19 protein-coding genes are annotated in these 25,778 nt (G+C 71.3%); 13 read left to right on the top strand and 6 right to left on the bottom strand.

Annotation, left to right across the window (positions count from 1 at the left end; translation table 11 throughout):
- The first annotated feature begins 75 nt into the window (after nucleotides 1-75).
- The 5 genes from AB0F04_RS02060 (at nucleotide 76) to AB0F04_RS02080 (ending at nucleotide 8,981) form a co-directional block, all read left to right on the top strand.
- Nucleotides 76-1,701, top strand: a complete 1,626-nt coding sequence (locus AB0F04_RS02060) for an ABC-F family ATP-binding cassette domain-containing protein (RefSeq protein WP_362036725.1) — start codon at nucleotides 76-78, stop codon at nucleotides 1,699-1,701.
- 10 nt (nucleotides 1,702-1,711) lie between these two features.
- A complete protein-coding gene (locus AB0F04_RS02065) occupies nucleotides 1,712-3,988 on the top strand; it encodes an excinuclease ABC subunit UvrA (protein WP_362036727.1) in 2,277 nt (758 codons plus the stop codon).
- 203 nt (nucleotides 3,989-4,191) lie between these two features.
- The gene (locus AB0F04_RS02070) at nucleotides 4,192-6,633 is read left to right on the top strand and encodes an Orn/Lys/Arg decarboxylase N-terminal domain-containing protein (protein WP_362036729.1); all 2,442 of its coding nucleotides are present in this window, start codon (nucleotides 4,192-4,194) and stop codon (nucleotides 6,631-6,633) included.
- 403 nt (nucleotides 6,634-7,036) lie between these two features.
- Nucleotides 7,037-7,813 (top strand): dimethylargininase, encoded by a 777-nt coding sequence (gene ddaH / locus AB0F04_RS02075; RefSeq protein WP_362036731.1) that lies wholly within the window; start codon nucleotides 7,037-7,039, stop codon nucleotides 7,811-7,813.
- A gap of 190 nt (nucleotides 7,814-8,003) precedes the next feature.
- A complete protein-coding gene (locus AB0F04_RS02080; RefSeq protein WP_351629035.1) occupies nucleotides 8,004-8,981 on the top strand; it encodes an acyl-ACP desaturase in 978 nt (325 codons plus the stop codon).
- 111 nt (nucleotides 8,982-9,092) lie between these two features.
- On the opposite strand, the gene AB0F04_RS02085 is transcribed toward AB0F04_RS02080, so the two are convergent.
- On the bottom strand, nucleotides 9,093-9,338 hold the full coding sequence (locus AB0F04_RS02085; RefSeq protein ID WP_362036733.1) for a WhiB family transcriptional regulator: 246 nt from the start codon (nucleotides 9,336-9,338) through the stop codon (nucleotides 9,093-9,095).
- 223 nt (nucleotides 9,339-9,561) lie between these two features.
- Here AB0F04_RS02085 and AB0F04_RS02090 point away from each other — a divergent pair, with 223 nt between their 5' ends.
- Nucleotides 9,562-10,347 (top strand): VOC family protein, encoded by a 786-nt coding sequence (locus AB0F04_RS02090; protein WP_362036735.1) that lies wholly within the window; start codon nucleotides 9,562-9,564, stop codon nucleotides 10,345-10,347.
- Between the two features lie 252 nt (nucleotides 10,348-10,599).
- Here the strand turns inward: AB0F04_RS02090 and AB0F04_RS02095 are convergent, their stop codons facing one another.
- On the bottom strand, nucleotides 10,600-11,637 hold the full coding sequence (locus tag AB0F04_RS02095) for a LacI family DNA-binding transcriptional regulator (protein ID WP_362036737.1): 1,038 nt from the start codon (nucleotides 11,635-11,637) through the stop codon (nucleotides 10,600-10,602).
- Nucleotides 11,638-11,740: 103 nt separating this feature from the next.
- On the bottom strand, nucleotides 11,741-12,715 hold the full coding sequence (locus AB0F04_RS02100; protein ID WP_362036739.1) for a multicopper oxidase domain-containing protein: 975 nt from the start codon (nucleotides 12,713-12,715) through the stop codon (nucleotides 11,741-11,743).
- 189 nt (nucleotides 12,716-12,904) lie between these two features.
- Here AB0F04_RS02100 and AB0F04_RS02105 point away from each other — a divergent pair, with 189 nt between their 5' ends.
- Nucleotides 12,905-15,385: a ThuA domain-containing protein gene (locus AB0F04_RS02105; RefSeq protein WP_362036740.1), complete on the top strand. Its 2,481-nt coding sequence runs from the start codon at nucleotides 12,905-12,907 to the stop codon at nucleotides 15,383-15,385.
- 44 nt (nucleotides 15,386-15,429) lie between these two features.
- On the top strand, nucleotides 15,430-17,577 hold the full coding sequence (locus AB0F04_RS02110; protein WP_362037317.1) for a family 16 glycoside hydrolase: 2,148 nt from the start codon (nucleotides 15,430-15,432) through the stop codon (nucleotides 17,575-17,577).
- Here the strand turns inward: AB0F04_RS02110 and ligD are convergent.
- Complete coding sequence (gene ligD, locus AB0F04_RS02115) at nucleotides 17,564-18,598, bottom strand: non-homologous end-joining DNA ligase (protein WP_362036742.1); 1,035 nt, start codon at nucleotides 18,596-18,598, stop codon at nucleotides 17,564-17,566. The genes AB0F04_RS02110 and ligD overlap by 14 nt on opposite strands.
- Nucleotides 18,599-18,672: 74 nt before the next feature.
- Between ligD and AB0F04_RS02120 the strand changes: the two genes are divergently transcribed.
- Nucleotides 18,673-19,737: an ATP-dependent DNA ligase gene (locus tag AB0F04_RS02120; protein ID WP_362036744.1), complete on the top strand. Its 1,065-nt coding sequence runs from the start codon at nucleotides 18,673-18,675 to the stop codon at nucleotides 19,735-19,737.
- Nucleotides 19,738-19,939: 202 nt separating this feature from the next.
- Here AB0F04_RS02120 and AB0F04_RS02125 read toward each other — a convergent pair whose 3' ends face one another.
- Entirely contained in the window at nucleotides 19,940-21,130 is a 1,191-nt protein-coding gene (locus AB0F04_RS02125; RefSeq protein WP_362036746.1) for a zinc-dependent alcohol dehydrogenase, read from the bottom strand.
- Between the two features lie 204 nt (nucleotides 21,131-21,334).
- Here AB0F04_RS02125 and AB0F04_RS02130 point away from each other — a divergent pair, with 204 nt between their 5' ends.
- Complete coding sequence (locus AB0F04_RS02130) at nucleotides 21,335-22,318, top strand: DUF3048 domain-containing protein (protein WP_362036748.1); 984 nt, start codon at nucleotides 21,335-21,337, stop codon at nucleotides 22,316-22,318.
- Between the two features lie 74 nt (nucleotides 22,319-22,392).
- Here the strand turns inward: AB0F04_RS02130 and AB0F04_RS02135 are convergent, their stop codons facing one another.
- A complete protein-coding gene (locus tag AB0F04_RS02135; RefSeq protein ID WP_362036750.1) occupies nucleotides 22,393-22,857 on the bottom strand; it encodes a MarR family transcriptional regulator in 465 nt (154 codons plus the stop codon).
- Between the two features lie 203 nt (nucleotides 22,858-23,060).
- On the opposite strand from AB0F04_RS02135, the gene AB0F04_RS02140 reads away from it, so the two are divergent.
- The 3 genes from AB0F04_RS02140 to AB0F04_RS02150 are packed head-to-tail and all read left to right on the top strand — an operon-like array spanning nucleotide 23,061 to nucleotide 25,659.
- Nucleotides 23,061-23,816, top strand: coding sequence for a CoA transferase subunit A (locus tag AB0F04_RS02140; protein WP_362036752.1), 756 nt, complete (start codon nucleotides 23,061-23,063; stop codon nucleotides 23,814-23,816).
- Nucleotides 23,816-24,460 carry a CoA transferase subunit B gene (locus AB0F04_RS02145; RefSeq protein WP_362036754.1) on the top strand — a complete coding sequence of 215 codons (645 nt, stop codon included), beginning with the start codon at nucleotides 23,816-23,818 and terminating at the stop codon, nucleotides 24,458-24,460. The genes AB0F04_RS02140 and AB0F04_RS02145 overlap by 1 nt, the downstream gene beginning before the upstream one ends.
- Complete coding sequence (locus tag AB0F04_RS02150; protein WP_362036756.1) at nucleotides 24,457-25,659, top strand: thiolase family protein; 1,203 nt, start codon at nucleotides 24,457-24,459, stop codon at nucleotides 25,657-25,659. Before AB0F04_RS02145 ends, AB0F04_RS02150 begins: the two co-directional genes overlap by 4 nt.
- Nucleotides 25,660-25,778: the final 119 nt, after the last annotated feature.

Consider the following 25,778-nt stretch of genomic DNA (forward strand, 5'->3'; position numbering starts at 1 on the left):
GCCTCCTCCCCTGGTCGCAGGTGTCTCGACACGCGTTTGCCCCTGACCGCTTCGAGCAACCGCGAATGAGGCTCCATGTCCGCTTCCATCACCGTTACGTCCCTTGCGTTCGCCTGGCCCGACGGCAGTCCCGTCTTCGAGGGCCTGGACGTCGCGTTCGGCCCCGGCCGGACCGGCCTGGTCGGCGTCAACGGATCCGGAAAGTCAACCCTGTTGAAGCTGATCGCCGGTGATCTCGCACCGGCCGACGGCACCGTCCGCGTGGCCGGCGAGGTCGGCTGCCTCCCGCAGAACGTCACGCTCGACACCGCCCTGCGCGTCGACGAGGCTCTCGGTATCGCCGCACAGCGCGCCGCCCTGCACGCCATCGAGTCGGGCGACGTCTCCGAGGCGCATTTCGAGACCGTCGGCGACGACTGGGACGTCGAGGAGCGCGCCCTGGCCGCGCTCGGCGAACTCGGCCTGGGCCACGTCGAGCTGGACCGCACCGTCGGCGAGGTGTCCGGCGGCGAGTCCGTCCTGCTGCGCCTGGCCGCACTGCTGTTGCGCCGGCCCGACGTGCTGCTGCTGGACGAGCCGACCAACAACCTCGACCTGTACGCCCGCAGGCGGCTGTACGCGGCTGTCCGGTCCTGGCCGGGCGTGATGGTCGTCGTCAGCCACGACCGCGAACTGCTGGACCTCGTCGACCAGATCGCCGATCTGCGTTCCGGCGAGATCACCTGGTACGGCGGCAACTACTCGGCCTACGAGGAGGCACTGGAGACCGAGCAGGAGGCGGCGGAGCGCATGGTGCGCGTCGCCGAGTCGGACTTCCGCAAACAGAAGCGGGAACTGGCCGACGCCCAGGTGAAACTGGCCCGCCGCAAGCGGTACGGGCAGAAGATGTGGGATCAGAAGCGCGAGCCGAAGATCGTCATGGGGGCGCGCAAGCGCGCGGCGCAGGAGTCCGCGGGCAAGCACCGCATCATGCACGAGGAGAAGCTCGCCGAGGCCCGGGAGCGGCTCGACGAGGCGGTGGAGGCGGTTCGGGACGACGACGAGATCCGCGTCGACCTGCCGTACACGGCCGTGCCGCCGGGACGGACCGTGCTCACCCTGCAGGATCTCGGACTCCGGTACGGCGCCCGCGTGCAGGGCGGTTTCGAGTTGCGCGGGCCCGAGCGGGTCGCGTTGATCGGACGCAACGGCGCGGGCAAGACGACGCTGCTGCGCACGATCACCGGGGAGCTCGCCCCGGAGTCGGGCGAGGTGCGCACGCACGTCCCGCTGCGGTTCCTGCCGCAGCGGCTCGACGTCCTCGACGGGGAGCTGTCCGTCGCCGAGAACGTGGCCCGGTTCGCTCCGGGCGCCACCAACAACCGGGTCCGGGCGCGGCTGGCGCGCTTCCTGTTCCGGGGCGCCCGCGCCGACCAGCAGGCGGCGACCCTGTCCGGCGGTGAGCGCTTCCGGGCCGCGCTGGCCGCGCTGATGCTGGCCGAGCCCGCGCCGCAGCTGCTCATGCTGGACGAGCCGACCAACAACCTGGACATGGCGAGCGTCCGGCAGCTCACCACGGCCCTGGAGTCGTACGAGGGAGCACTGGTCGTGGCCAGCCACGACCTGCCGTTCCTGGAGTCGGTCGGCATCACGCGCTGGCTGCTGCTGGAAGAAGGAGAACTGAAGGAAATCACGCCAGAGGCTGTCGGGATTTCCTCCTAGCGTCGGAGGCATGACCGACTTCGCGCACGATGCCATCACCCTGACCGGAGCACGCGAGAACAACCTCAAGGACGTCACCCTCCGCATCCCGAAAGGCCGGCTGACCGTGTTCACCGGCGTTTCGGGGTCGGGGAAGTCGTCCGTCGTCTTCGACACGATCGCGGTGGAGTCGCAGCGCCAGCTGAACGAGACCTACCCCTGGTTCGTCCGCAACCGGCTGCCCAAGTTCGAGCGGCCGCACGCGGACGGCCTGGAGCACCTCACCCCCGCGATCGTCGTCGACCAGCGGCAGATCGGCGGCCACTCCCGGTCGACCGTCGGCACCATGACGGACGTCTACTCGGTGATCCGGGTGCTCTTCTCCCGGCACGGCACGCCGAGCGCCGGGCCGGCGACGGCGTACTCGTTCAACGACCCGTCGGGCATGTGCCCCGAGTGCGACGGCCTCGGCCGGACGGTGCGGCCCGACTGGGACCGGATCCTCGATCCGGGCCGCTCCCTCGCGGACGGGGCGGTCCGTTTCCCGCCGTTCGCCGCCGGTACCTGGCAGGGGCAGGCGTACATCAACACCACCGACCTCGACCCGCACAAGCCGGTGGGGCGGTTCACCGCCGCCGAACGCGAGTTCCTGATGCGCGGGCGGCCCGGCAGCAAGGTCACGGTCAACGGCAGCGGCGGCACCTGGACCACCGAGTACGAGGGGCTGGCCGTCCGCTTCGAGCGGCTGTACCTGAAGCGGGACCTGTCGGCCATGAGCCAGAAGACCCGGGACCTGGTCAGCGCGTACTTGGTGGAGGGCGCCTGCCCGGTCTGCCGTGGAGCGCGTCTGAACGCCGCGGCGCTCGCGACCCGCGTCAACGGCCGGTCGATCGCCGACTGCACCCGCATGCAGGTCACGGATCTGATCACCGTACTGAAGGAGATCGACGACCCGGTGGCGGGGCCGGTCGCCTCCGCCGCCGTGGCCGCGCTGGAGCGCATCGAGGCGATCGGCCTCGGCTACCTCAGCCTCGACCGGGAGACCGCCACGCTCAGCGGCGGTGAGGGGCAGCGGCTGAAGACGGTGCGGCACCTCGGCTCCAGCCTCACCGGCATGACATACATCTTCGACGAGCCGAGCGTCGGCCTGCACCCGCGGGACGTGGGCCGTCTCGGCGAGCTGCTGCTGCGGCTGCGTGACAAGGGCAACACCGTGCTGGTCGTCGAACACGACCCGGACGTCATCGCTCTGGCCGATCACGTCGTCGACATGGGACCGGGCGCCGGTGCCGGGGGCGGCACGGTGGTGTTCGAGGGGACGCCGAAGGAGTTGGCGGCGTCCGGCACGCTCACCGGGCGGTGCCTGCGCCGCCGTACAGCGGTCAAGGATGAAGTCCGGGAGCCCGCCGGGCAGTTGTGGGTCAAGGGCGCCGACCGGCACAACCTGCGGGACGTGAACGTACGGTTCCCGGCCGGTGTGCTCACCGCGGTCACGGGGGTCGCCGGGTCCGGGAAGAGCACCCTGGCCGCGGAGTTCACCGCGGCGCACGACGAGGCCGTGGTCGTCGACCAGTCGTCGATCGGCATCTCGGGCCGGTCCACCCCGGCGACGTACCTGGGGATCATGGACACCGTCCGCAGGATCTTCGCTCGCGAGACGGGGGCCGAGGCGGGCCTGTTCAGCTTCAACTCCGGCGGGGCCTGCGGCAGCTGCGAGGGACGAGGCCTCATCTACACCGACCTGGCCTTCATGGACCCGGTGACGACGACCTGCCACGCCTGCGAGGGGCGGCGCTTCAAGGAGGAGGTGCTGCGGCTGACCGTGCGGGGACGTTCCGTCGCGGACGTCCTGGAGATGACGGCCGAGCAGGCGCTGGGCTTCTTCGACGACCCGGGCGTACGACGCCGGCTGCGTGCCCTGCGGGACGTCGGGCTGACCTATCTGACGCTGGGACAGCCCCTGTCCACCCTCTCCGGGGGCGAGAGGCAGCGGATCAAGCTGGCCACGCGACTGCACCGCACCGGGGTGGTCTACGTCCTCGACGAACCGACGACCGGCCTGCACATGGCGGACGTGGAGGGGCTCGTCGCCCTGCTGGACCGGCTCGTCGACGCGGGCAACACGGTCGTCGTGGTCGAGCACAACCTGGACGTGGTCGCCCGGGCGGACTGGGTGATCGACCTCGGCCCGGGCGGTGGCCGGGACGGCGGCGAGGTGGTCTTCGAGGGGACACCGCGGCAACTGCTGGAGGCTGCGGGCTCGTTCACCGGGGAGCATCTGCGGCGGGCGGTGCGGCACCGCCGGTGAGCGGGGGCCCGTGCCGGCCGGTCGTCGGTGGGCGGTCCGGGCGTCGGACCGCCCACCGACGCGCGGCCGGGGGTACCGCTCGTCAACGCGCGGCCCCGGGGTTGGGTCGATGGGGTGGTTTGACCCGGCGCCGGCCGACCAGGCGTGCGGGGCCCGCGAACACTGGAGGGAGGTGGCGCGGGCCACCGGGGAGGGGGAACGGCATGGCCGACGGCACGGTACTGGTGGCGGTGGCGGAGCACCCGGACGACGGGGGCGCCGGCGCCGAGCAGTTGAGGTGCATCGCCGAGGGAATCCGGGCGCGCGGCTTACAGGTCCGGTGGGTGGTGAGCGTCGCCGACGCCGATGCGGTGCTGCGGACCGAGGCCGGGCTGACCGCCGCGGTGGTCGCGTGGGACCTCCCGTCCGGGGCGGGGGACGGATCCGGGGCCCTGGGCGGAGCACGTGCCGAGGGCGGGGGCGGAGCGGGAACCGGGGACGGGCCGGGCGGTGCGACGGTGCTGCGCCGGATCGGGCGCCGGTTCCAGAACCTTCCGGTGTTCCTGGTCATGGCGGACGAGGGGCTGCGCGAGCTGCCGCTGTGGGTGTCCCAGTCGGTGGTGGGCTACGTGTGGCCGCTGGAGGACACGCCGGCGTTCATCGCCGGGCGGATCACCACCGCCGCGCGCGCCTACCAGGACGCGCTGCTCCCGCCGTTCTTCAAGGCGCTGCGGCGCTTCGACGACGCGCACGAGTACTCGTGGCACACGCCCGCGCATTCCGGGGGTGTCGCCTTCCTCAAGTCGCCCGTGGGCCGGGCCTTCCACGCGTACTTCGGGGAGCGGCTGCTGCGCAGCGACCTGTCGATCTCGGTGGAGGAGCTCGGCTCGCTGTTCGAGCACACCGGGCCGATCGGCGAGGCGGAGCGCAACGCCGCGCGGGTCTTCGGCTCCGCGCACACCTACTTCGTCCTGCACGGCGACTCCACCTGCAACCGCCTGGTCGGACACTTCAGCGTGACCCGCGACGAGATCGCCCTGGTCGACCGCAACTGCCACAAGTCCGTCCTGCACGGCCTGGTCGTCTCCGGCGCGCGCCCGGTGTACCTGGTCCCCACCCGTAACGGTTACGGCCTCGCCGGCCCCCTGCCGCCCGCCGAGATCGCGGCGGACTCGGTGGCCGCGCGGATCGCCGCGAATCCGCTGACGCCGGACGCCGTCTCCTCGCGCGCCCAGTACGCGGTGTTCACCAACTCCACCTACGACGGGCTGTGTTACGACGCGGTGGCGGCGGCCCGGGCGTTCGCCACGGCCACGCCCCGGCTGCACTTCGACGAGGCGTGGTTCGCCTACGCCCGCTTCCATCCGCTCTACGCCGGGCGCTACGGCATGTCGGTGGACGAGGATGCCTTTCCCGGCCCCGACCGGCCGACGGTCTTCGCGACCCAGTCCACCCACAAACTGCTGGCGGCCCTGTCACAGGGAGCCATGGTGCACGTCAGGCCGGCACCGCGGGCACCGGTCGAGCACGACCGGTTCAACGAGGCACTGATGATGCACGGGACCACCTCGCCGCTGTACCCGATGATCGCCTCGCTGGACGTGGCGACGGCCATGATGGACGGTCCGCAGGGACAGTGGCTGGTCGACGAGGCGGTGACCGAGGCGATCCGGTTCCGCCAGGAGATGGTGCGGCTCGGGCGGCGGATCGAGGCGGCGGGTGACCGGCCGCCGTGGTTCTTCGGTGTGTGGCAGCCCGACGAGGTGACGGACCCCGCGAGCGGGAAACGCCTGCCCTTCGACGAGGCACCGGCCGACCTGCTGCGCACCGATCCGTCCTGCTGGCACCTCGCGCCCGGCGCGGACTGGCACGGCTTCCCCGGGCTGACCGACGGCTACTGCATGCTCGACCCGATCAAGGTCACCCTGACCTGCCCGGGGCTCGACGCGACCGGGGAGATGTCCGACCGGGGCATCCCGGCCCGGGTGCTCACCGCCTATCTGACGACGCGCGGCATCGTCGTCGAGAAGACCGACAGCTACACCACGCTGGTGCTGTTCTCCATGGGCATCACCAAGGGCAAGTGGGGCACCCTGCTGGACGCCCTCATGGACTTCAAGGACCTCTACGACGGCGACGCCCCGCTGGACCGGGTGCTTCCCGCGCTGGTCGCGGAGCACCCGCGGCGCTACACCGGGCTGACCCTGCGCGACCTGTGCCAGGAGATGCACGACCATCTGCGCGCGGCCCGCCTGGTCGATCTGCTCGACACCGCCTTCCAGGACCTGCCCGAGCCGGTCGCCCCGCCTCAGCTGTGCTACCAGCGGCTGATCCGCGGCGGCACGGAGCGTGTTCGTCTGGCGGACGCGCCGGGGCGGGTCGCCGCGGCGATGGTCACGGTGACGCCGCCGGGCATCCCGGTCCTCATGCCGGGCGAGAGCACGGGCGAGGCGGACGGCCCCCTCCTGCGCTACCTCGGCGCCTTGGAGTCCTTCGACCGTCACTTCCCCGGTTTCGGCAGCGAGACCCACGGGGTGACCCGCGACGCGGACACCGGCGACTACCTGATCGAGTGCCTGCGTCCGGACGAGCAGCACGGGACCACCGCCGGCGCAGTGACGCCGGCGCAGCGGCGAGGGTTGGACGAGGCCGGGGTGGCGGGCTGAGCCGAGGAACGCGGACGGGGGCGCCGGGCCGACGAGCGCCGCGGGCGGCCACCTCGGCGGGCTGACCCCGGGAACGCGCGCAGGACACCGCGCCGACCAGCGTTGGGAGCCGCCACCTCGGCGGGCTGACCCCGGGAACACGTGCAGGACACCGCGCCGATTAGCGTTGGGAGCCGCCACCTCGGCGGGCTGACCCCAGGAACACGTGCAGGACGGGAGCGGCGCTCGACGGGTACCCGGCGGGCGGTGGCTCGGCCCCTCCACCTGCTCCGCCCTCCCCCGGGGCTGTCCTCGCCCTCGTTCGCCCTGCATGATGGTCGGCCGACGCCCGATGGGTTCCGGTCGATCCCGGAGGCTCCGTCGGTGCGGTCCCGACCGTCCCATCCGATACGGAGTCACGCTCGTGCCCAGCAAGAAGGCCCTCGTCCGCCGCCCCGGTCCGCGTCTCGCCGAAGGGCTGGTGACCCACATCGAGCGGGAGAAGGTCGACACCGGCCTCGCCGCCGAGCAGTGGGAGGCGTACGTGGAGGCCCTGCGCACGCACGGCTGGGAGACCATCGAGGTGGACCCGGCCGACGACTGCCCCGACTCGGTGTTCGTCGAGGACACGGTCGTGATGTACAAGAACGTCGCCCTGATCGCCCGTCCGGGTGCCGAATCCCGGCGGGAGGAGACCGCCGGGGTGGAGGAGGCCGTGGCCGGTCTGGGCTGCTCGGTGAACTGGATCTGGGAGCCGGGCACCCTGGAGGGCGGAGACGTCCTGAAGATCGGCGACACGGTCTACGTCGGGCGGGGCGGCCGTACCAACGCCGCCGGCGTCCGGCAGCTGCGCGCCGCGTTCGAGCCGCTCGGCGCCCGGGTCGTCTCGGCGCCGGTGAGCAAGGTGCTGCACCTGAAGTCGGCGGTCACGGCGCTGCCCGACGGCACGGTCATCGGGCACATCCCGAAGATGGACACGCCGTCGCTGTTCGCGCGCTTCCTGCCGGTCCCGGAGGAGGCGGGGTCGCACGTGGTCCTGCTCGGCGGCGACAAGCTGCTGATGGCGGCGAGCGCGCCGAAGACCGCCGAGCTGTTCGCCGACCTCGGGTACGAACCGGTCGTCGTGGACATCAGCGAGTTCGAGAAGCTCGAGGGATGTGTGACGTGCCTCTCGGTGCGGCTGCGGGAGCTGTACGTCTGAGCGGACCGCGTGTCCCCCGTCCGGCCCTTCGGCCTGCGGGGTCAGCGGAGCTGACGCGCCATCGGGCGACCGTGCTGATCAGCGGCCTTTACAGCACCCTTAACCTACGGCTTCGTAACCTACGGAGACGTAGCCTACGATGCCGTAGGTTTACTGCTCACCGCTCGTACGCTTGTCCCCTGGAGAGTCCATGACGATCACCACTCCCCACCTCGGCAGCCCGGCCGGCGCCTGGACCGACGCTCAGCTGCTGTACGCCCTGGAGGAAGTGGTCGAGAAGGAACTCAACCGGCATCTGAAGGTCGCCAAGGACTGGATGCCGCACGAGTACGTGCCGTGGACCGACGGTCGCAACTTCCCCGGTGTCTTCGAGGACGGCGAGGCGTGGGAGAAGGAGCAGTCCAAGGTCACCGAGATCGGGCGCATCGCGCTCGTCGTCAACCTTCTCACCGAGGACAACCTCCCCAGCTACCACCACGAGATCGCCTCGCTGTTCGGCCGCGACGGCGCCTGGGGCACCTGGGTGCACCGCTGGACCGCGGAGGAGGGCCGGCACGGCATCGTGATGCGCGACTACCTGCTCACCTCGCGCGCGGTGGACCCGGACAAGCTGGAGGAGTTCCGGATGTCCCACATGAGTGAGGGCTTCGAGTCGGACAACCGGCACTCGATGCTGCACTCGGTCGCCTACGTCGCCTTCCAGGAGCTCGCCACCCGCGTCTCGCACCGCAACACCGGCCACCAGTCCGGGGACCCGGTCTGCGACCGCATGCTGGCTCGCATCGCCACCGACGAGAACCTGCACATGGTCTTCTACCGGAACCTGCTGAAGGCGGCCTTCGAGCTGGCGCCCGACCTGACGATGATGGCGGTGCGCGACGTCATCGTGAACTTCCGGATGCCCGGCCACGGCATGCCCGGCTTCGAGCGCGCCGCCGCGCAGATGGCGATCGGCGAGATCTACAACATGCGCATCCACCACGACGACGTGCTCCAGCCGGTGCTGCGCTTCCTGAAGATCATGGAGATCGACGGCCTGGGCCCCGAGGGCCGCAAGGCGCAGGAGGAGCTCGGCCTGTTCATGGGCGGTCTGGACTCCGAGGCGTCGAAGTTCGACGAGAAGCTGGCCGCCCGCAAGGCCCGCATGGCCGCCCGGGCCGGCGCCTGACACCGGCCCACACGCACGGCCACGAGGCCCCGGACGCCACGAGCGTCCGGGGCCTCGTGGGCTGCCGGCCGCGGGCGGCACCGGAACGGGAGGCCCCGCCCCCCGGGACGGCTAGCGCGGCACCCGCCGCAGCTCCAGCCGTTCCTTCTCCGAAAGACCGCCCCAGACGCCGAAGCGCTCGTCGTGCTCCAGCGCGTACGCCAGGCAGGCCGCCCGGATGGGGCACATACCGCAGATCCGTTTCGCCTCGCGCACCGAACTGCCCGGCTCGGGGAAGAAGAAGTCCGCCCCCGTCTGCGCGCACAACGCCTCGTGCTGCCATGCGAGTTCGGGTGGGGTGATGGTGTCGATGTGCATGACCGAGAGCGTCGCGGACGGTGAAAAACGTTCGATCAACGTGTAATCAACACCCGGCGTTCACGGGCCCCCGGCCGCTCGATGATCGCCCACCGGGCAGGAAGACGCACGGCGGCGCGCGCGAACACCGCAGGCCGCCCCGGCGGCGCTCCGGCGGCGGTCGTCACCGGGCGGTGCGAGACTCGGCAGTGCAGAGAACGGTCACTGTGCGAGGAGGGCGACGATGCTCACCACCCGTTTTGTCACCGGCGCTCCGAACTGGATCGATCTCGGCACTCCCGACATCGACGGCGCCGCCGCCTTCTACGGCGGACTGTTCGGCTGGCGGTTCCAGCCGGGCGGCCCGGAGGTCGGAGGGTACGGCCTGTTCCAGCTCGGCGGCAGGACGGCCGCCGGGGGCATGCAGACCGCGCCGGAGCAGGGGCCGCCGTCCTGGACGGTGTACTTCCAGGCGCCGGACGCGGACGCCACGGCGCGGGCGGCCGAGCAGGCGCACGGTGCGGTGAGGGTGCAGCCGATGGACGTCCAGGACCTGGGCCGGATGGCTATTCTCGCCGACCAGGCCGGGGTGACCTTCGGGCTGTGGCAGCCGGGACGCAACACGGGCCTGGAGGTCGTCCAGGAGCACGGCTCGCTGTGCTGGGTGGAGCTGTACACGGCGGACGTCCCGGCCGCGGCGGCCTTCTACCACTCCGTGCTGGGTCTGGAGACCTTCGGTGCCGACTTCGCCGGCGGCACGTACACCACGTTCCACCCCGCCGGACAGAACGAGGACGCCATGTTCGGCGGTGTCGTGCCCCTGGCCGACGACCCGGCGGAGAACGAGGCGTACTGGCTGCCGTATTTCGAGGTCGCCGACCCGGACGCCGTCGTCGCCAGGGCCGAGGAGCTGGGCGGCACGGTCCGCCTCCCGGCCACGGACCTGCCGTCCGTCGGCCGCCTCGCCAAACTCGCGGACCCCTACGGCGCCCGCTTCGCGGTGATCCGCAGCGAGCCGCGGCAGGGCTGAGGCGGACCGGGGCGGGCCGGCCGGTTCGCCCCGGCGGCTCCAAGGCCGGCCGGGGAGCGGATCCTGCGGGCCTTGCCGGGGCCGTGCGGGGCGCCTGGGACATCGGATGTCCTGGTAGTCGTGCGGGTGCCGCGGCGGGGTGGCTTGTCGCGCAGTTCCCCGCGCCCCCTTCGGAGCGCGCTTCCTCGAGGCGCATTCGCCGGGTCCAGCCCGCCCGGCGAGGACGGCACGGCACGGCGGAGCGAAGGCCCCTCAGGCCGAACCGCGCAGCACCAGCGTCGTCGGCAGTACCACGCTCGACGGGGGTGCCCCGACGCCCTCCCGCGGGGCGTCCCGGTCGAGGCCGCGCAGCAGCAGGCGGGCCATCAGGCGGCCCATCTCCTCGATGTCCTGACGGACCGTCGTGAGTGGCGGGTCGGTCTGGTCCGCGACGGGCCGCATGTCGTCGAAGCCGATGACGGCCACGTCGTCGGGAACGCGGCGGCCGGACGCGCGCAGGACGCGCAGCGCGCCGGAGGCCATGAGGTCGTTGCCGGCGAACACCGCGTCCACGTCCGGGCAGCGCTCCAGCAGCTCGCGCATCGCCCGCTCGCCGCCGGCCGGGGTGAAGTCGGCCTCGGCGATCAGCCGCGGGTCGGCGTCCACCATCACGTCCCGGTAGCCGTCGAGGCGGTCCGCGGCGGAAGTCTGGTCGAGGGGACCGGTGATGTGCGCGATCCGGGTGCGGCCGAGCCCTGCCAGGTGCCGTACGGCGTCGCGGGCACCACCGCGGTTGTCACTGTCGACGTAGACCACGTCGCGCCGGTCACCGCTCCAGCCGGGCCGTCCGCCGAAGACGGTGGGGACGCCGGCCCGCTGGATCAGCTCCGGCAGTGGGTCGTCCAGGTGCAGGGAGAAGACGAGGGCGCCGTCGACGTGTCCGCCGGCGAGGTAGCGGCCGACCCGGGCATGGTCGTCCCTGCCCTCCGTGAGCAGCAGTACGAGCTGGTTGTCGTGGGCGGTGAGCTCCTTGCTGATGCCGCGCAGCTGGAGCGCGAAGAACGGGTCGGCGAAGACCCGGGTCTCCGGTTCGGCGACGACGACCGCCACCGCGTCGTGACGCCGGGTCACCAGGGAGCGGGCGGCCTGGTTGGGCACGTACCCGAGTTCCTCCACGGCCTTGCGGACCCTCTCCACGAGGACGTCCCGCACCCCGTCCCCGCCGTTGACCACACGGGACACGGTGGCCCGCGAGACACCGGCCCGGGCGGCCACCGCCTCCAGCGTGGGACGCGGCGCTGTGTCGGTCACTTCGGGCTCCTCACCTGCGGCTGCGGATCAGGATAGCCCGGGGACGCAGCGCGGTGAGAGCGCTCTCGTGCGCGCCCTCCCGCGGTCGGAGAGCGAGCGCCCGTCAGTGCTCGTGGCCGCCGGGCGGCTCCTGGAAGTGCTCGTGCGGCTCGTACCCGGGAATGGTCCCGTCCGGCTTCTTCACCAGGAACAGTCCGACCATCCCCATGTCGGAGTGGCTCTGGACATGGCAGTGGTACATCCAGGCGCCGGCTCCGACCCCCTCCCCCGCGATCACCTGGAAGCCGCAGGAGTCGGCCGGGCCCGTGATCTTGTTGTCGATCACCTGGCTGGGGTCCTCGGGGCCGGTCAGCATGCCCGTGCGGTTGTCCGCCCAGCGATGACCGTGCAGGTGGAACGTGTGGTAGAACTCGCCGTGCGTGATCACGACGAACTCGACGCGATCACCGACCGTGGCCTCGAAGTCCGGCCCCGAGTGCGGCGGCCTGTTGTTGATGCGCATGTCGTTGAAGACGACGGTGTGGGTGCGGTCGGGCAGGACGTCACCCTTGCGGCGGACGACGACCGGGCCGAAGAGGCCCTTCTGCAGTCCCACGGTGCCGTGTTCCGTGCCGACGACGTGGTCGTGGTAGTGCCAGTAACCCGCGCTGCCCGAGCGCCAGGTGCCGTCCTTGCGGCGGCCCGGGGCGTGGGTGCGCCAGGTGTAGGTGCGGGTGCCGCCCGGTTCGACGTGACTGCGGTTCAGTTTCGTGCCGTCGCTGGTGATCTCGTAGTCGAGGCCGTGGACGTGCAGGCTGACGTCCACGTCCATGGTGTTCTCGAACTCGACGTGCAGCGTGTCCCCTTCGTTGAGTTCGATCAGCGGCCCGGGGATGCTCGCCCTGCCCTTCTCCAGGCCGTAGCCCATCTGCCCGTCGGGGAGCTTCTCGGCGTAGAGCTTGATGCGCTTCACCTCGCCCCCGGCGGGAGCCGTCTTCGCGGGCCCGGCGGCGCTCACGGCCTCCGGCGCCACGGACAGCGACGTCGCGACGGCCGCGCCGCCCAGCAGGACCCGCCGGTTGAAGCTGCGTCTGTCCATGCGGAACTCCCCACCCTGGTAAGGCATTTACGGAGGCGTACCTGTGATGAACCTGTGAGACGGTACCGGCCGCACACCCGTTTATCCACACTCAAGACAAAGTTGGCGCCATACCGGTCATAGGTATTGGCGGGACATGCAAAGGGGTTTAGCTTCCTTGGCGGTGCTGCTGTGACCGAGGAGGTGCCCATGCACTTACGAGGGTTGAGCAAGTCAAGACGTGTCTGGGCGGCGTCCGTCGCCGCCGGGGTCGTGACCGCCGGGCTGCTGTCGAGCCCCGCCGCGAGCGCGCGCCCCTTTCCGGAACCCCCGCTGACAACGATGTCGATCAAGTCGCCGCCGGGCGGCGCGAACGTACGGGTGCTGATCTTCCACGGTTCCGCGGCGGCCGGGGAGGAGTCGCCGGTGGTGAACGCCGGGATCGAGGCCATCGAGGACATCGGCCTGTCGGGCCCGGCGAACCGCCGCTTCAAGGTGCAGGCCACCGGCGACGCCTCGGTGTTCACCGACGAGACCAGGCTCGGCCGTTTCAACGCGATCGTGTTCCTGACCGGCGGGGGCGATGTCCTCGACGCGGAGCAGGAGGCGGGCCTGGAGGCCTACATGGAGGCCGGCGGCGGGTTCGTCGGCATCCATGACGCGGCGCGGGCGGAGCCGTACTCGGACTGGTTCACCGGGCTGGTGGGCGCCCGTCCGGCCGCGTCCAGCCCCACGGCCGTCCAGCGGGCGACGGTGGAGGTCGGCGACCGCGGGCACCCCGCCACCAAGGAGCTGCCAGTGCAGTGGAAGCGCCCGGACCGGTGGCTGAACTGGGTGAAGAACCCGTCGGGCGACGTGCACACGGTGGCCCGGGTCCGCGAGTCGACGTACCAGCCCGGCACCGGCTCCAACGGCTGGGACCATCCGGTCAGCTGGTGCCGGGACTACGACGGCGGCCGTTCGTTCTACACCGGCATGGGCGGGACGGTGTCGTCGTACGACGAGAGCGACTTCCGCGCCCATCTGCGCGGCGCGCTGCTGTGGACGACCCGGCTGGAGCGGGCCGACTGCAAGGCCACCATCAACGCCAACTACGCGGCGGAGCGGCTGACCAGGCCCAACCAGCCGGGTCAGAACGACCAGATCGGCGAGCCGCACGGGATGGTCACCGCGCCCGACGGCAGGGTCTTCTACATCGGCCGGGGCGGCGCGGACTCCTCACAGCCGGTGATCACCGACTGGAACAACCCCGACATCGGCAAGGGCAGGGGCGAGATCCACGTCTACGACCCGAAGAGCCAGCAGGTCACCCTGGCCGGCGCGCTCACGGTCTTCGGCAACAAGGGCGGCGGTGACGAACTGGTCAAGGTCGAGGAGGGGCTGCTCGGTATCGAGCTGGACCCGGGGTTCGCGCGGAACGGCTGGGTGTACCTGCACTACACGCCGCACGAGCGGATCGATCGCGAGACACGGATGGCGGAGCGGCGAGTCTCCCGGTTCACACTCGACCAGGCCACGAACAAGCTCGACCTGGCCAGTGAGAAAGTGCTGCTGAAGTGGCCGGTGCAGATCCACAGTTGCTGCCACGCGGGCGGGGGGATGGCCTGGGACTCCAAGGGCAACCTGTACATCGCGACGGGTGACAACAACTCCAGTGGCTTCAGCGGCGGTTACTCCGGCAACAACCCGCAGCCGAACTACAGGGGCGTCTCCTTCGCGGACGCGCGCCGCACCGCGGGCAACACCAACAACCTCAACGGCAAGATCCTGCGCATCCACCCCGAGCCGGACGGCACCTACACGCTGCCCGAGGGCAATCTCTTCACCGGCAAGGAGCCCGACGAGGGCGGTGGCAAGACGCGCGGCGAGATCTACGTGATGGGTGTCCGCAACCCGGCGCGGATCTCCGTCGACAAGTCCACCGACGTGCTCTACGCGGGCTGGGTCGGCCCGGACGCGAGTGCGCCGTCGACGACCTGGGGTCCGGCCAAGTACGACACGTTCGCCGCCATCACCGAGGCGGGCAACCGCGGCTGGCCGTACTGCATGGGCAACAAGCAGCCCTACCGGGACCGCAACCTGCCGGACCCGTCCAAGCCGCTGGGCTGGTACGACTGCGACCACCCGAAGAACGAGTCGCCGAACAACGACGGCTTGGTCAACGTGCCGCCGGTGACCGGCAACAACATCTGGTACTCGCCGTCGGGCGGAGCACCGGACTACCCGAGGGACGCGAACGGTGTCCCGTCGTACAAGCCGGCGGAGGCCACGTACCGGCTGCCCTGGCTGAAGGGCGGCGGTCAGGCCGCGATGAACGGGCCGGTCTACCGGTACGGCACGGCCGCGGCCGACAGTGCGGTGAAGTGGCCGGCGTACTGGGACGGCAAGTGGTTCGTCGGTGACTTCTACGACGCCGACCAGCCGCGCCACGCGGTGCTCATGGACCCGAAGACGCAAGGCGACGGCGGTCTGCCGGTGCACGCGGAGTCGCTGAAGAAGATCGTGCCGGTCGGCAACGACGGCATCAGGAACCTGATGGACTGGAGGTTCGGTCCGGACGGCGCGCTGTACGTCCTCGACTACGGGCGCGGCTTCTTCACCTCCGACTCCAAGTCGGCGCTGTGGCGGGTCACCTACAAGGGCGGCGGGCCCACCCCGGCCGCCGGCCAGTTGGCGAGGGGGACCGAGTGATCCGGCAACGAAGAGTCTGGGCCGCCCTGCTGGCCGCCCTGCTGATGATGCTCGGCGTGCAGGCACTGCCCGCCGCCGGGCAGCCAGAGACGAAGGCTGCCGCCGACCAGGTGCTGACCTGGACGGCCGGCAACGACATCGACAAGTACCTCTCGGCGCCGAGGACGGCGGTGGCCGGTGCCGCCACGATCGTCTTCGAGAACAGCGCGGCCACCGGCAACACCACGGGCATGCCGCACACGCTGACGTTCGTGACCAGCGACCCCGAGTTCAACGACGACGTGCAGCTCAATATTCTGGCCAACCCGAACGACGCCCAGGGCGGCAAGCACACCGCCCAGGTCACGCTCACCCCCGGCCGGTACTTCTACCACTGCACGATCCCCGGCCACGGCCAGATGCAGGGCATCCTCGTCGTCACCGAGGGCACCGGCGAGGACACCACCGCGCCCGTGGCGTCGGCGCATGTCAGCGGCACGCAGAACACGCAGGGCCAGTACGTCGGCTCGGCGAGCGTGGCGCTGCACGCCACCGACGAGGGCGGCTCCGGTGTCGAGAGGATCGAGTACGCGATCGGCGACGCGGGGGCCTGGCAGCCGTACACCGCGCCGGTCGTCGTCGACCAGGTGGGTGAGCACAGGTTCCGCTACCGCGCCTTCGACAAGGCGGGGAACGTCTCCACCGAGAAGAGCGCCGCGTTCACGGTCGTCGCGCCGCAGTCGGACGACACCACCGCGCCGGGCACCTCGGCGACGGTGAGCGGTGAGCGCGACGCCGACGGGGCGTACATCGACATGGCGACGGTCACGGTGTCGGCCTCCGACACGGGATCCGGGGTCAACACCATCGAGTACGCGCTCGGGTCGGGTGCCTGGCAGCCGTACACCGCGCCCGTGATGGTCCACCAGGTCGGTGAGCACACCGTCCGCTACCGGGCCACCGACAAGGCGGGCAACGTGGCGGCGGAGAAGAGCGTGCGGTTCACGGTCGTCGCGGCACCCCCGCAGGACACCACGCCGCCGGCGACGGGCGTGGCCGTGGAGGGCACGAAGAACTCGAACGGGGCGTACGTCAACAGTGCCCGGGTGACGGTCACGGCGACCGACGCGCACGGTTCGGGCGTCGAGAAGATCGAGTACTCGCTGGACGGCGGGCCCTACCTCGCGTACACGGGGCCGGTGGTGGTCGACCGGGCGGGTGCGCACACCGTGGCCTACCGGGCGACGGACAAGGCGGGCAACACCGCGGCGGCCCGCACGGTGACCTTCACGGTCGTCTCCGGTCAGGTCCCGGCACCGGACTGCCCGGAGCACGACGAGCGGCTGACGGTGATCGTGGGCACGGTCGACTCGGGCGTACGCAACCGGGTCACGGACAACCGGTGCCGGATCGGCGAGCTGATCGAGGACGAGAAGGAGTGGACGTCCCAGGCGCTGTTCCTCAAGCACGTGACGGCCGTGCTCGACCGGCTGCTGAGGGAAGGGGTCGTCGACGAGCGGGAGTCCAAGGCCATCCGGAAGGCGGCCCGCGCGTCGGGCATCGGCACGCCGGGGCAGACCGAGGGCTACCGCTCGCTCTTCGACGGCACCGTAGAGTCCCTCGCCGAGTGGCGGCAGGTGGGCGGCGGTTCCTTCGGGCTGAACCCGGACGGGACGATCACCTCCGGCACCACGACGTCCGGTATGGGCATGCTGTGGTTCCCGCAGCGCAAGTACGGCGACTTCTCCCTGAAGCTCCAGTGGCGTGACGACGCACCCGGCACCGGCAACGCCAACTCGGGTGTCTTCGTGCGCTTCCCGTGGGTCCACGACCACCCCGAGGAGTCCCGCCCGGAGTGGGTCGCCATCAAGTACGGGCACGAGGTGCAGGTGCTCGACCGGCCCGACGGCGACCTGTACAAGACGGGGTCGGTCTACGGCTTCGACCGGGTCGGTCTCGCCGGCGCGGGCGTGACACAGAAGGGCACCTGGAACGACTACGAGATCCGCGTGGAGGGCCAGCACTACTCGGTGTTCCGCAACGGTGTGCTGATCAACGAGTTCGACAACACCGGCGGCCAGGAGTTCGCCCCGCCCCGCTCGGACGACCCGGGCACGGACGGGCGGCGGTTCGCCTCCGGCTACATCGGGCTCCAGGTGCACGGCACGACGGATGTGGTCTCGTACCGGGACATCCGCATCAAGGAGCTGTAGGAGGAGGCTCCTTCTCCTTGCGGGCCCTGCTCGGCTGTACCCGCCTGGGCTCCCCCGGCATCTTCGGATACTCGGGCGGGTACGGCAGATCGCCAAGGCCGTGGTCGTGCTCGTCGCGGCGGGCGAGGTCGAGCAGGGCCTCCAGGGAGTAACGCTTGTCGTCCATGTCCGCGTGCACGTCGCCGAGTTCGGCGAAGCGCGCGGGCATGGTCGCGAGGTCGAAGTCCTGGGGGTGCGCGATGCCGACCTCCTCCCAGCGCAGGGGCGCGGAGACCGGGGCGTGCGGGCGGGGGCGTACGGAGTAGGCGGAGGCGATCGTGCGGTCGCGGGCCGTCTGGTTGTAGTCGATGAAGATGCGCTTGCCGCGTTCCTCCTTCCACCACTTGATGGTGACCTGCTCCGGCATCCGCCGTTCCATCTCCCGGCCGACGGCGATGGCGGCGCGCCGGACCTGGGTGAAGGTCCAGCGCGGTTCGATGGGCACGAACACGTGCAGGCCCCGGCCGCCCGAGGTCTTGGGGAAGCCGCGCAGCCCGCCGAACTCGTCGAGCACCTGGCGCAGTTCGTGGGCGGCGCGGGCGGCGTCGTCGTAGTCGGTGCCGGGCTGCGGGTCGAGGTCGATGCGGAGTTCGTCCGGATGGTCGACGTCGCCGCGGCGAACCGGCCAGGGGTGGAAGGTGAGGGTGCCGAACTGGGCCGCCCACACCACCGCTCCGGCCTCGGTGGGGCACATCTCGTCGGCGCTGCGGCCGCTGGGGAAGGTGATGTGCGCGGTCGGGATCCAGTCGGGCATGTTCTTCGGCGCCCGCTTCTGGAAGAAGTTCTCCCCGTTCACGCCCTCCGGGTAGCGCTCCAGGGTGGTCGGCCGGTCGCGCAGGGCGCGCAGGATGCCGGGGCCGACGGCGATGTAGTAGCGGGCGAGGTCCAGCTTGGTGAAGCCGCGCTCCGGGAAGAAGACCTTGTCCGGGCTGGACAGCCGTACGGTCCGGCCGTCGACCTCCAGTTCCACCGCGTCACCCATGCTCGACACGGTAGGCGCAGCCCGCACACCTCGCATATCGGGCAGTCCGGGACGTACGGGAGCAGAATCAATCCATGGATCTGCCGGTGATGCCCCCTGTCCTGCCGATGCTCGCCAAATCGGTGGCCGCGATCCCCGCGGGTATGCAGTACGAGGCCAAGTGGGACGGCTTTCGGGCGATCGTGTTCCGCGACGGGGACGAGGTCGAGTTGGGCAGCCGTACCGGAAAGCCTCTGACCAGGTACTTCCCGGAGCTTGTGACGGCCGTGCGGGAGCGGTTGCCCGAGCGGTGCGTGGTGGACGGGGAGATCGTGATCGCGCGGGAGGGGCATCTGGACTTCGACGCGCTGACGGAGCGGATCCATCCGGCGGATTCGCGGGTGCGGACGCTGGCGGAGCGGACGCCTGCCTCGCTCGTCGTGTTCGACGTGCTGGCGCTGGGCGACGCGTCGCTGATGGACGCGCCGCTGACCGAACGGCGGGAGCGGCTGACCGCTGAGCTGGCCGGGGTGCGGTCGCCGGTGCACCTGGCCCCGGCGACCACCGACATCGAGGTGGCGCGGCAGTGGTTCGAGGAGTACGAGGGGGCCGGCCTCGACGGTGTCATCGCCAAGCCCCTGACCGTGCCCTACCGGCCGGATCAGCGCGCCATGTTCAAGGTCAAGCACGAGCGGACGGCGGATGTCGTGGTCGCCGGGTACCGCCTGCACAAGAGCGGCCCGGTGGTGGGTTCGCTGCTGCTCGGCCTGTACGACGCACGGGGGACCCTCCAGCACGTCGGGGTCTCCGCCGCCTTCACGATGAAGCGGCGCGCGGAGCTCGTGGAGGAGCTGGAGCCGCTGCGTCTGGACGACGTGTCAGGGCATCCGTGGGCGGCGTGGTCCGAGGAGGCCGCCCACGAGCAGGCACGGCTGCCGGGGGCGCCGAGCCGCTGGTCCGGCCGCAAGGACCTGTCGTGGGTGCCGCTCCGGCCGGACCGGGTGGCGGAGGTGGCGTACGACCACATGGAGAACGGGCAGCGCTTCCGGCACACCGCCCGTTTCCGCCGCTGGCGCCCGGACCGGACTCCCGAGAGCTGCACGTACGCCCAGCTGGAGGAGCCGGTCCGCTACGACCTGGCGGAGATCCTGGGCGCCTAGTGCCGTGGCAGGCAACGTTCGCCCCGTCGCGACGCCCGGCACGCACTCTCGCCGCACCGGCCGAAAGCCCAAGTACATCCAGTACGAGGGCTCCCGGCCGGCGCGCCGAGAGCACGCACGAGAGCACGCACCGGACGCCGCTCCCTACCGGGCGAACGTTGCCTGCCGCGGCACTGGCAGCACCGCCCGGCGCCGGCGGCCCTCACGGCTGCATGATGACCTTCACCGCGCCGTCCTGCTTGCGCTGGAACATCTCGTATGCGTGCGGAGCCTCCGACAGCGGCACCCGGTGGGTGGCGAAGTCGTCCACGCCGAGGGGGTCCTCGTCGGTCAGGTACGGGATGATGTCGTCGGTCCAGCGGCGGACGTTGGCCTGCCCCATGCGCATCTGGATCTGCTTGTCGAACAGGGTGAGCAGCGGCAGTGGGTCCGCCATACCGCCGTAGACGCCGGACAGCGAGATGGTTCCGCCGCGGCGCACCAGCTCGATGGCGGTGTGCAGCGCGGCGAGACGGTCGACGCTGAAGCGCTCGGCGATCGGGCCGCCCAGCTTGCGGGGCAGGATCGAGGCGGCGTTCTGCACCAAGCGCGCGGCCGCACTGCCGTGGGCCTCGGTGCCGACCGCGTCGATCACGGCATCGGGGCCTCGGCCGTCGGTCTGGTCGCGGATCGCTTCGACGAGTTCCTTCTCGTCGTCGAAGGACCTCAGGTCGAAGGTCTCCACACCCCGCGCCTTCGCCCTGCGCAGCCGCTCCGGGACCAGGTCGACACCGAACACCCGGCCGGCCCCCTGCACCTGCGCGACACGGCAGGCCATGTCGCCGATGGGACCGAGACCGAGCACGGCGACGCTGCCGCCCTCCGGGACATCGGCGTAGACGACCGCCTGCCAGGCGGTGGGCAGGACGTCGGAGAGGTAGACGAAACGGTCGTCTGCCGGGCCCTCGGGGACCTTGATCGGACCGAACTGCGCCTGCGGGACGCGCAGGTACTCGGCCTGGGCGCCCGGCACCGAGCCGTACAGGCGGGTGTAGCCGAACAGGGCGGCGCCCATGCCCTCGCCCTGCACCTGGGTGGTCTCGCACTGGGTGGGCAGGCCGGTCAGGCACATCCAGCAGTTGCCGCAGGCGATCTGGAACGGCACCACGACCCTGTCCCCCACCTGGAGGTCCTGGACGCCCGCACCGACCTCCTCCACGATGCCCATGGGTTCATGACCGAGGATGTCACCCGGAGTCATGAACGGGGTGAGCACCTCGTACAGGTGCAGGTCGGACCCGCACAGCCCGGTCGAGGTGATGCGGATGATCGCGTCCGTCGGCTCCTGGATCGTCGGATCGGGCACGTTCTCCACCCGGACGTCCCGCTTGCCCTGCCAGGTCACTGCCCTCATCGCCTCGCGCTCCCTCCGTCAGCGTGCGCGTCGGTCGTACGGCGCCGTCCGGGTACCCGGACACCCCGCGCTGAACCTTGAGCCGATCGACGGACGCGGCCCGGACACCTTCCCGACGGGAACGATCGACTCTGGCCATCGATGTTCAGATAAGCGCACAATCAAGACACATCGAGGACATGGGGCGCGGTGGCGACGGTGGGCATGAGACGAGGGGCGCGCGGACGGCGCGCCACGACTACGGCGGCGGCGCTGCTGGCCGCCGCGGTGACGGCCGCCCTCGCGGCGGGCTGCACCGCCGACAGCGGACCGGGTGACGACGGACGGGGTTCCCCGAAGGAGTCGGAACAGGGCGCCTCCCCGTCGGTGACCGGCCCCTCCGCGCTCGCCGTCAAGATCGACAACGCGCCCGCGGCCCGTCCGCACACAGGCGTCGACGCGGCGGACGTGGTCTACGCGGAGCAGGTCGAGGGCGGGATGAGCAGGCTGATGGCGGTGTATGCGACCCGGTTGCCCAAGACGGTGGGGCCGGTGCGCAGCGCACGTGAGTCGGACCTGGAGCTGCTGCGCCAGTTCGAGCGGCCCACGCTCGCCTTCTCCGGCGCCCAGAAGAAGCTCCTGCCACTGATCGACAAGGCGCCGCTGCGGGCGGAGACACCGGGCAACGCGGCCGACGCCTACTTCCGCGGCTCCGGCGAGCCCGCCCCGCACAACCTCTACCTCCGGCCCGGGCGGATCGTCCCCGAGACCCCCGGCGAGGCCGCCCTGACCACCGGCTTCCACTACGGAGCGGCACCCGGGGGCGGCACGGCGACGAACTCCCGGACCGTGCGCTACCCGGCAGCCCGATTCACCTTCACCTGGTCGGACTCCCGCGACCGCTGGCTGATCGGCATGGACGGCACGCCCGCGACGACGGCCGACGGCGAGCGGATGGCGGCCGCGACGGTCGTCGTGCAGTACGTGAAGGTGCGCGAGTCCGCCTTCCGGGACTTCCTCGGCAACAACACGCCGTACACCGAGACGGTCGGCTCGGGCACGGCGCAGGTGCTGCGCGACGGGCGGGCCTGGGACGTGCACTGGAAGCGGGAGGAGGCCACGGACGGTACCGCCTTCACCACCGGCGACGGCACTCCGGTGAACTTCGCCGAGGGCCCGGTGTGGGTGGTGTTCGCCCAGACGCCCTGACCGGCCCTGCGCGTCGTCCGGCCCGGCCCTGCACGCCGAACCGGCCCTGCCTCCCGTACCACCCACGGGCCGCCTCAGCGGGGCGCCCCCAGGGGCTCCTCGGGGTTGCGGAGCGCCTCGGCCGCGTCCGCGACCCGCCGGATGAGGTCGAAGAACACGGTTCGCTCGTCGGCGGTCAGCGGGGCGAGGAACACCTGGTTCATGCGGGCGGTGCGCACGGTCAGCCTGCGATGCGTGCGCATCCCCTCGTCCGTGGGACGCAGCAGAGAGCGGCGGCCGTCCTGGGGGTCACGCACCTTGTCGAGAAGTCCGCGCCGGCCGAGACGGCTGATCACCTCGGCGATGGTGGACCGGTCGAGCCCCACCCGCTCCCCCACCGTGCGCTGATCGAGGCCGGGTTCGGCGACGAGGGTGTTGAGGACCGCGTACTGGGGCGAGGTGATCTCCTCGGAGACCATCGCGTTCCACAGCAGGTAGTGCGCCTGCTGAAGCCGCCGGGCCAGGTGCCCGGGGTGGGTGGTGAGGTCCGCGGCCGCCATGTGCACCCCTCGCTCGTTCGTTGGTGCACTGAACAATACTCAACACGACGGCCGCTGTCTGCCGACCCCGCACAGGTGGGCATGCCTGTTTGCCGAGGTCTTGACGCCCTCTCCTCTCGGTGGCAGCGTGAGAGCAGCTCGCAGAAATGCTCAGTGCCCTGATTAATTTGATCGGGTCACTCGGAAGAGATGGGGCCTCTCGGATGGACAAGGTGGTCGCCACAGCCCTGGAGGCGGTGGCCGACGTGCCGGACGGCGCGTCGCTCGCGGTGGGCGGTTTCGGGCTCAGCGGCGTGCCGAACGTGCTGATCGAGGCGCTGTACCGGCGCGGCGTGGCCGGGCTGTCGGTGGTCTCCAACAACTGCGGGGCGATGGAGTCGGGCCTGGCGGTGCTGCTGGCCGCCGGCCGGATCGCCCGGGTCACGGGTTCCTACATCGGCGCCAACAAGGAGTTCGCCCGGCAGTACCTGGCCGGGGAGCTGGAGGTCGAGCTGATCCCGCAGGGCACGCTGGCCGAGCGGCTGCGGGCCGGCGGCGCCGGGATCCCCGCCTTCTACACCCCGGCCGGCGTCGGCACCCAGGTCGCCGACGGCGGGCTGCCCTGGCGCTACGACGGCCAGGGCGGGGTGGCGCTCGCCTCGCCGCCGAAGGAGGTCAGGGAGTTCGACGGCACGGAGTACGTGCTGGAGCGGGGCATCCGCACCGACTTCGCCCTGGTGAGGGCCGCGCGTGGCGACCGGCACGGCAACCTCGTCTTCAACAAGTCCTCCCGGAACTTCAACCCCCTGGCCGCGATGGCCGGGAAGGTCACGGTCGCCGAGGTGGAGGAGCTGGTGGAGCCCGGTGAGATCGACCCGGACGCGGTGCACCTGCCGGGCATCTTCGTGCAGCGGGTGCTCGCGCTCACCCCGGAGCAGGCGGCGGACAAGAAGATCGAGCAGCGGACGGTGAGGTCCTGATGGCCTGGACGCGTGAGGAGATGGCCGCGCGGGCGGCGCGGGAGCTGCGGGACGGCCAGTACGTCAACCTCGGCATCGGACTGCCCACCCTCATCCCCAACTACCTCCCCCCGGGCGTCGAAGTGGTGCTCGAGTCGGAGAACGGCATCCTGGGCACCGGCCCCTACCCCACCGAGGACGCCGTCGACCCGGACCTGATCAACGCCGGGAAGGAGACGGTGACGGTCCTGCCGGGCGCCTCCTTCTTCGACTCGGCGCTGTCGTTCTCGATGATCCGGGGCGGGCACATAGATGTCGCCGTGCTCGGTGCCATGCAGGTGTCCGAGCGGGGCGACCTGGCCAACTGGGCCGTCCCCGGCAAGCTGATCACCGGCATCGGCGGGGCGATGGACCTGGTGCACGGCGCCCGCACGGTCATCGTGGTGATGACACACACCGCCAAGGACGGCTCCCCCAAGATCCTCACCGAGTGTGCCCTGCCGCTGACCGGCAAGGCGTGCGTGAACCGGATCATCACCGACCTCGGCGTCCTCGACGTCACCGACGGCGGCCTCGTCCTGGCCGAGACCGCGCCCGGCGTGACCGCCGAGGAGATCGTCGCCAGGACCGACGCCGAACTGATTGTCCCGGAGGGCCTGAAGTGAAGGACGTCTACATCGTCGACGCGGTCCGCACGCCGATCGGCCGCTATAACGGAGGCCTCGCAAACGTGCGCCCGGACGACCTCGCCGCGCACGTCATCCGCGAAGTCCTGTCCCGTACACCACAGTTGGATCCCTCCCGGGTCGAGGACGTGTACTTCGGCAACGCGAACGGAGCCGGCGAGGAGAACCGCAACGTGGGCCGGATGGCCGCGCTGCTCGCGGGCCTGCCCACGTCCGTCCCGGGCGTGACGGTCAACCGGCTCTGTGCGTCGGGCCTGGAGGCCGTGATCCAGGCGGCCCGGGCCATCGCGCTCGGCGACGCCTCCGTCGTACTGGCCGGGGGCGTCGAGTCCATGACCCGGGCGCCGTACGTGCTGCCGAAGAACGACAGGCCCTTCCCGGCCGGGCACACCGAGCTGTGTTCGACGACGCTCGGCTGGCGGATGGTCAACCCGCGGATGGACCCGCAGTGGACGATCCCGCTGGGCGAGTCGGCCGAACTCATCGCGGACAAGCACAAGATCGGCCGGGAGCAGCAGGACGAGTTCGCACTGAGCAGCCACCGGAAGGCGGCACGGGCACAGGCCGAGGGCCTGTTCGACGGTGAACTGGCGCCCGTGACGATCCCGCGGCGCAAGGGCGAGCCGGTGGTCTTCGCCGCCGACGAAGGCGTCCGGGCGGATGCCTCCCTGGTGGCGATGGCCAGGCTGAAGCCCTCGTTCCGCACCGAGGGCGGCACGGTGACGGCGGGCAACGCGTCCCCGCTGAACGACGGTGCGGCGGCGTTGCTGCTCGTCGACGAGGAGGGGCTGAGGGCGACGGGCCGCGAACCGCTGGCCCGGGTCCGCGCGACGGGTGTCTCGGCGACCGACCCGCAGTACTTCGGGCTGGCGCCCGTGGAGGCCGTGAACCGGGCGCTCGCCAAGGCGGGCAGGGGGTTCGGCGACCTGTCGGTGCTGGAGCTGAACGAGGCGTTCGCCGCGCAGGTGCTGGGGTGTGTGGCCGAGTGGCCCGAGTTCGATCCCGCGATCCTCAATCCGCAGGGCGGGGCGATCGCGCTGGGGCATCCGCTGGGGGCGTCCGGTGCGCGGCTGGCCGGGACGGTGGCCCATCAGCTGGCCCGGCGGGGCGGTGGCGTCGGCGTCGCCACCCTGTGCATCGGGGTGGGCCAAGGGCTTGCGCTCGTTCTGGAACGTTAGGCATTCGGCTGCGGGCCGTATGTCGCCGGCCGCGCAGTTCCCCGCGCCCCTGACGGGGCGCGGCCGGCCGGAGGGTTTTACAAGAAACACACACACCACCACATCGGTAATGAGTAAGC

Origin of the sequence: Streptomyces sp. NPDC029041 (assembly GCF_040637515.1) — a bacterium.
Classification (GTDB): domain Bacteria; phylum Actinomycetota; class Actinomycetes; order Streptomycetales; family Streptomycetaceae; genus Streptomyces.

Coding starts and splice junctions, on each gene's coding strand:
- AB0F04_RS02065 (WP_362036727.1), top strand. CDS start 1,712: ATGACCGACTTCGCGCACGATGCCATCACCCTGACCGGAGCACGCGAG.
- AB0F04_RS02070 (WP_362036729.1), top strand. CDS start 4,192: ATGGCCGACGGCACGGTACTGGTGGCGGTGGCGGAGCACCCGGACGAC.
- AB0F04_RS02105 (WP_362036740.1), top strand. CDS start 12,905: ATGCACTTACGAGGGTTGAGCAAGTCAAGACGTGTCTGGGCGGCGTCC.
- ligD (WP_362036742.1), bottom strand. CDS start 18,598: ATGGGTGACGCGGTGGAACTGGAGGTCGACGGCCGGACCGTACGGCTG.
- AB0F04_RS02130 (WP_362036748.1), top strand. CDS start 21,335: ATGAGACGAGGGGCGCGCGGACGGCGCGCCACGACTACGGCGGCGGCG.
- AB0F04_RS02110 (WP_362037317.1), top strand. CDS start 15,430: ATGATGCTCGGCGTGCAGGCACTGCCCGCCGCCGGGCAGCCAGAGACG.
- AB0F04_RS02060 (WP_362036725.1), top strand. CDS start 76: ATGTCCGCTTCCATCACCGTTACGTCCCTTGCGTTCGCCTGGCCCGAC.
- AB0F04_RS02080 (WP_351629035.1), top strand. CDS start 8,004: ATGACGATCACCACTCCCCACCTCGGCAGCCCGGCCGGCGCCTGGACC.
- AB0F04_RS02120 (WP_362036744.1), top strand. CDS start 18,673: ATGGATCTGCCGGTGATGCCCCCTGTCCTGCCGATGCTCGCCAAATCG.
- AB0F04_RS02100 (WP_362036739.1), bottom strand. CDS start 12,715: ATGGACAGACGCAGCTTCAACCGGCGGGTCCTGCTGGGCGGCGCGGCC.
- AB0F04_RS02140 (WP_362036752.1), top strand. CDS start 23,061: ATGGACAAGGTGGTCGCCACAGCCCTGGAGGCGGTGGCCGACGTGCCG.
- AB0F04_RS02125 (WP_362036746.1), bottom strand. CDS start 21,130: ATGAGGGCAGTGACCTGGCAGGGCAAGCGGGACGTCCGGGTGGAGAAC.
- AB0F04_RS02085 (WP_362036733.1), bottom strand. CDS start 9,338: ATGCACATCGACACCATCACCCCACCCGAACTCGCATGGCAGCACGAG.
- AB0F04_RS02090 (WP_362036735.1), top strand. CDS start 9,562: ATGCTCACCACCCGTTTTGTCACCGGCGCTCCGAACTGGATCGATCTC.
- AB0F04_RS02135 (WP_362036750.1), bottom strand. CDS start 22,857: ATGGCGGCCGCGGACCTCACCACCCACCCCGGGCACCTGGCCCGGCGG.
- AB0F04_RS02145 (WP_362036754.1), top strand. CDS start 23,816: ATGGCCTGGACGCGTGAGGAGATGGCCGCGCGGGCGGCGCGGGAGCTG.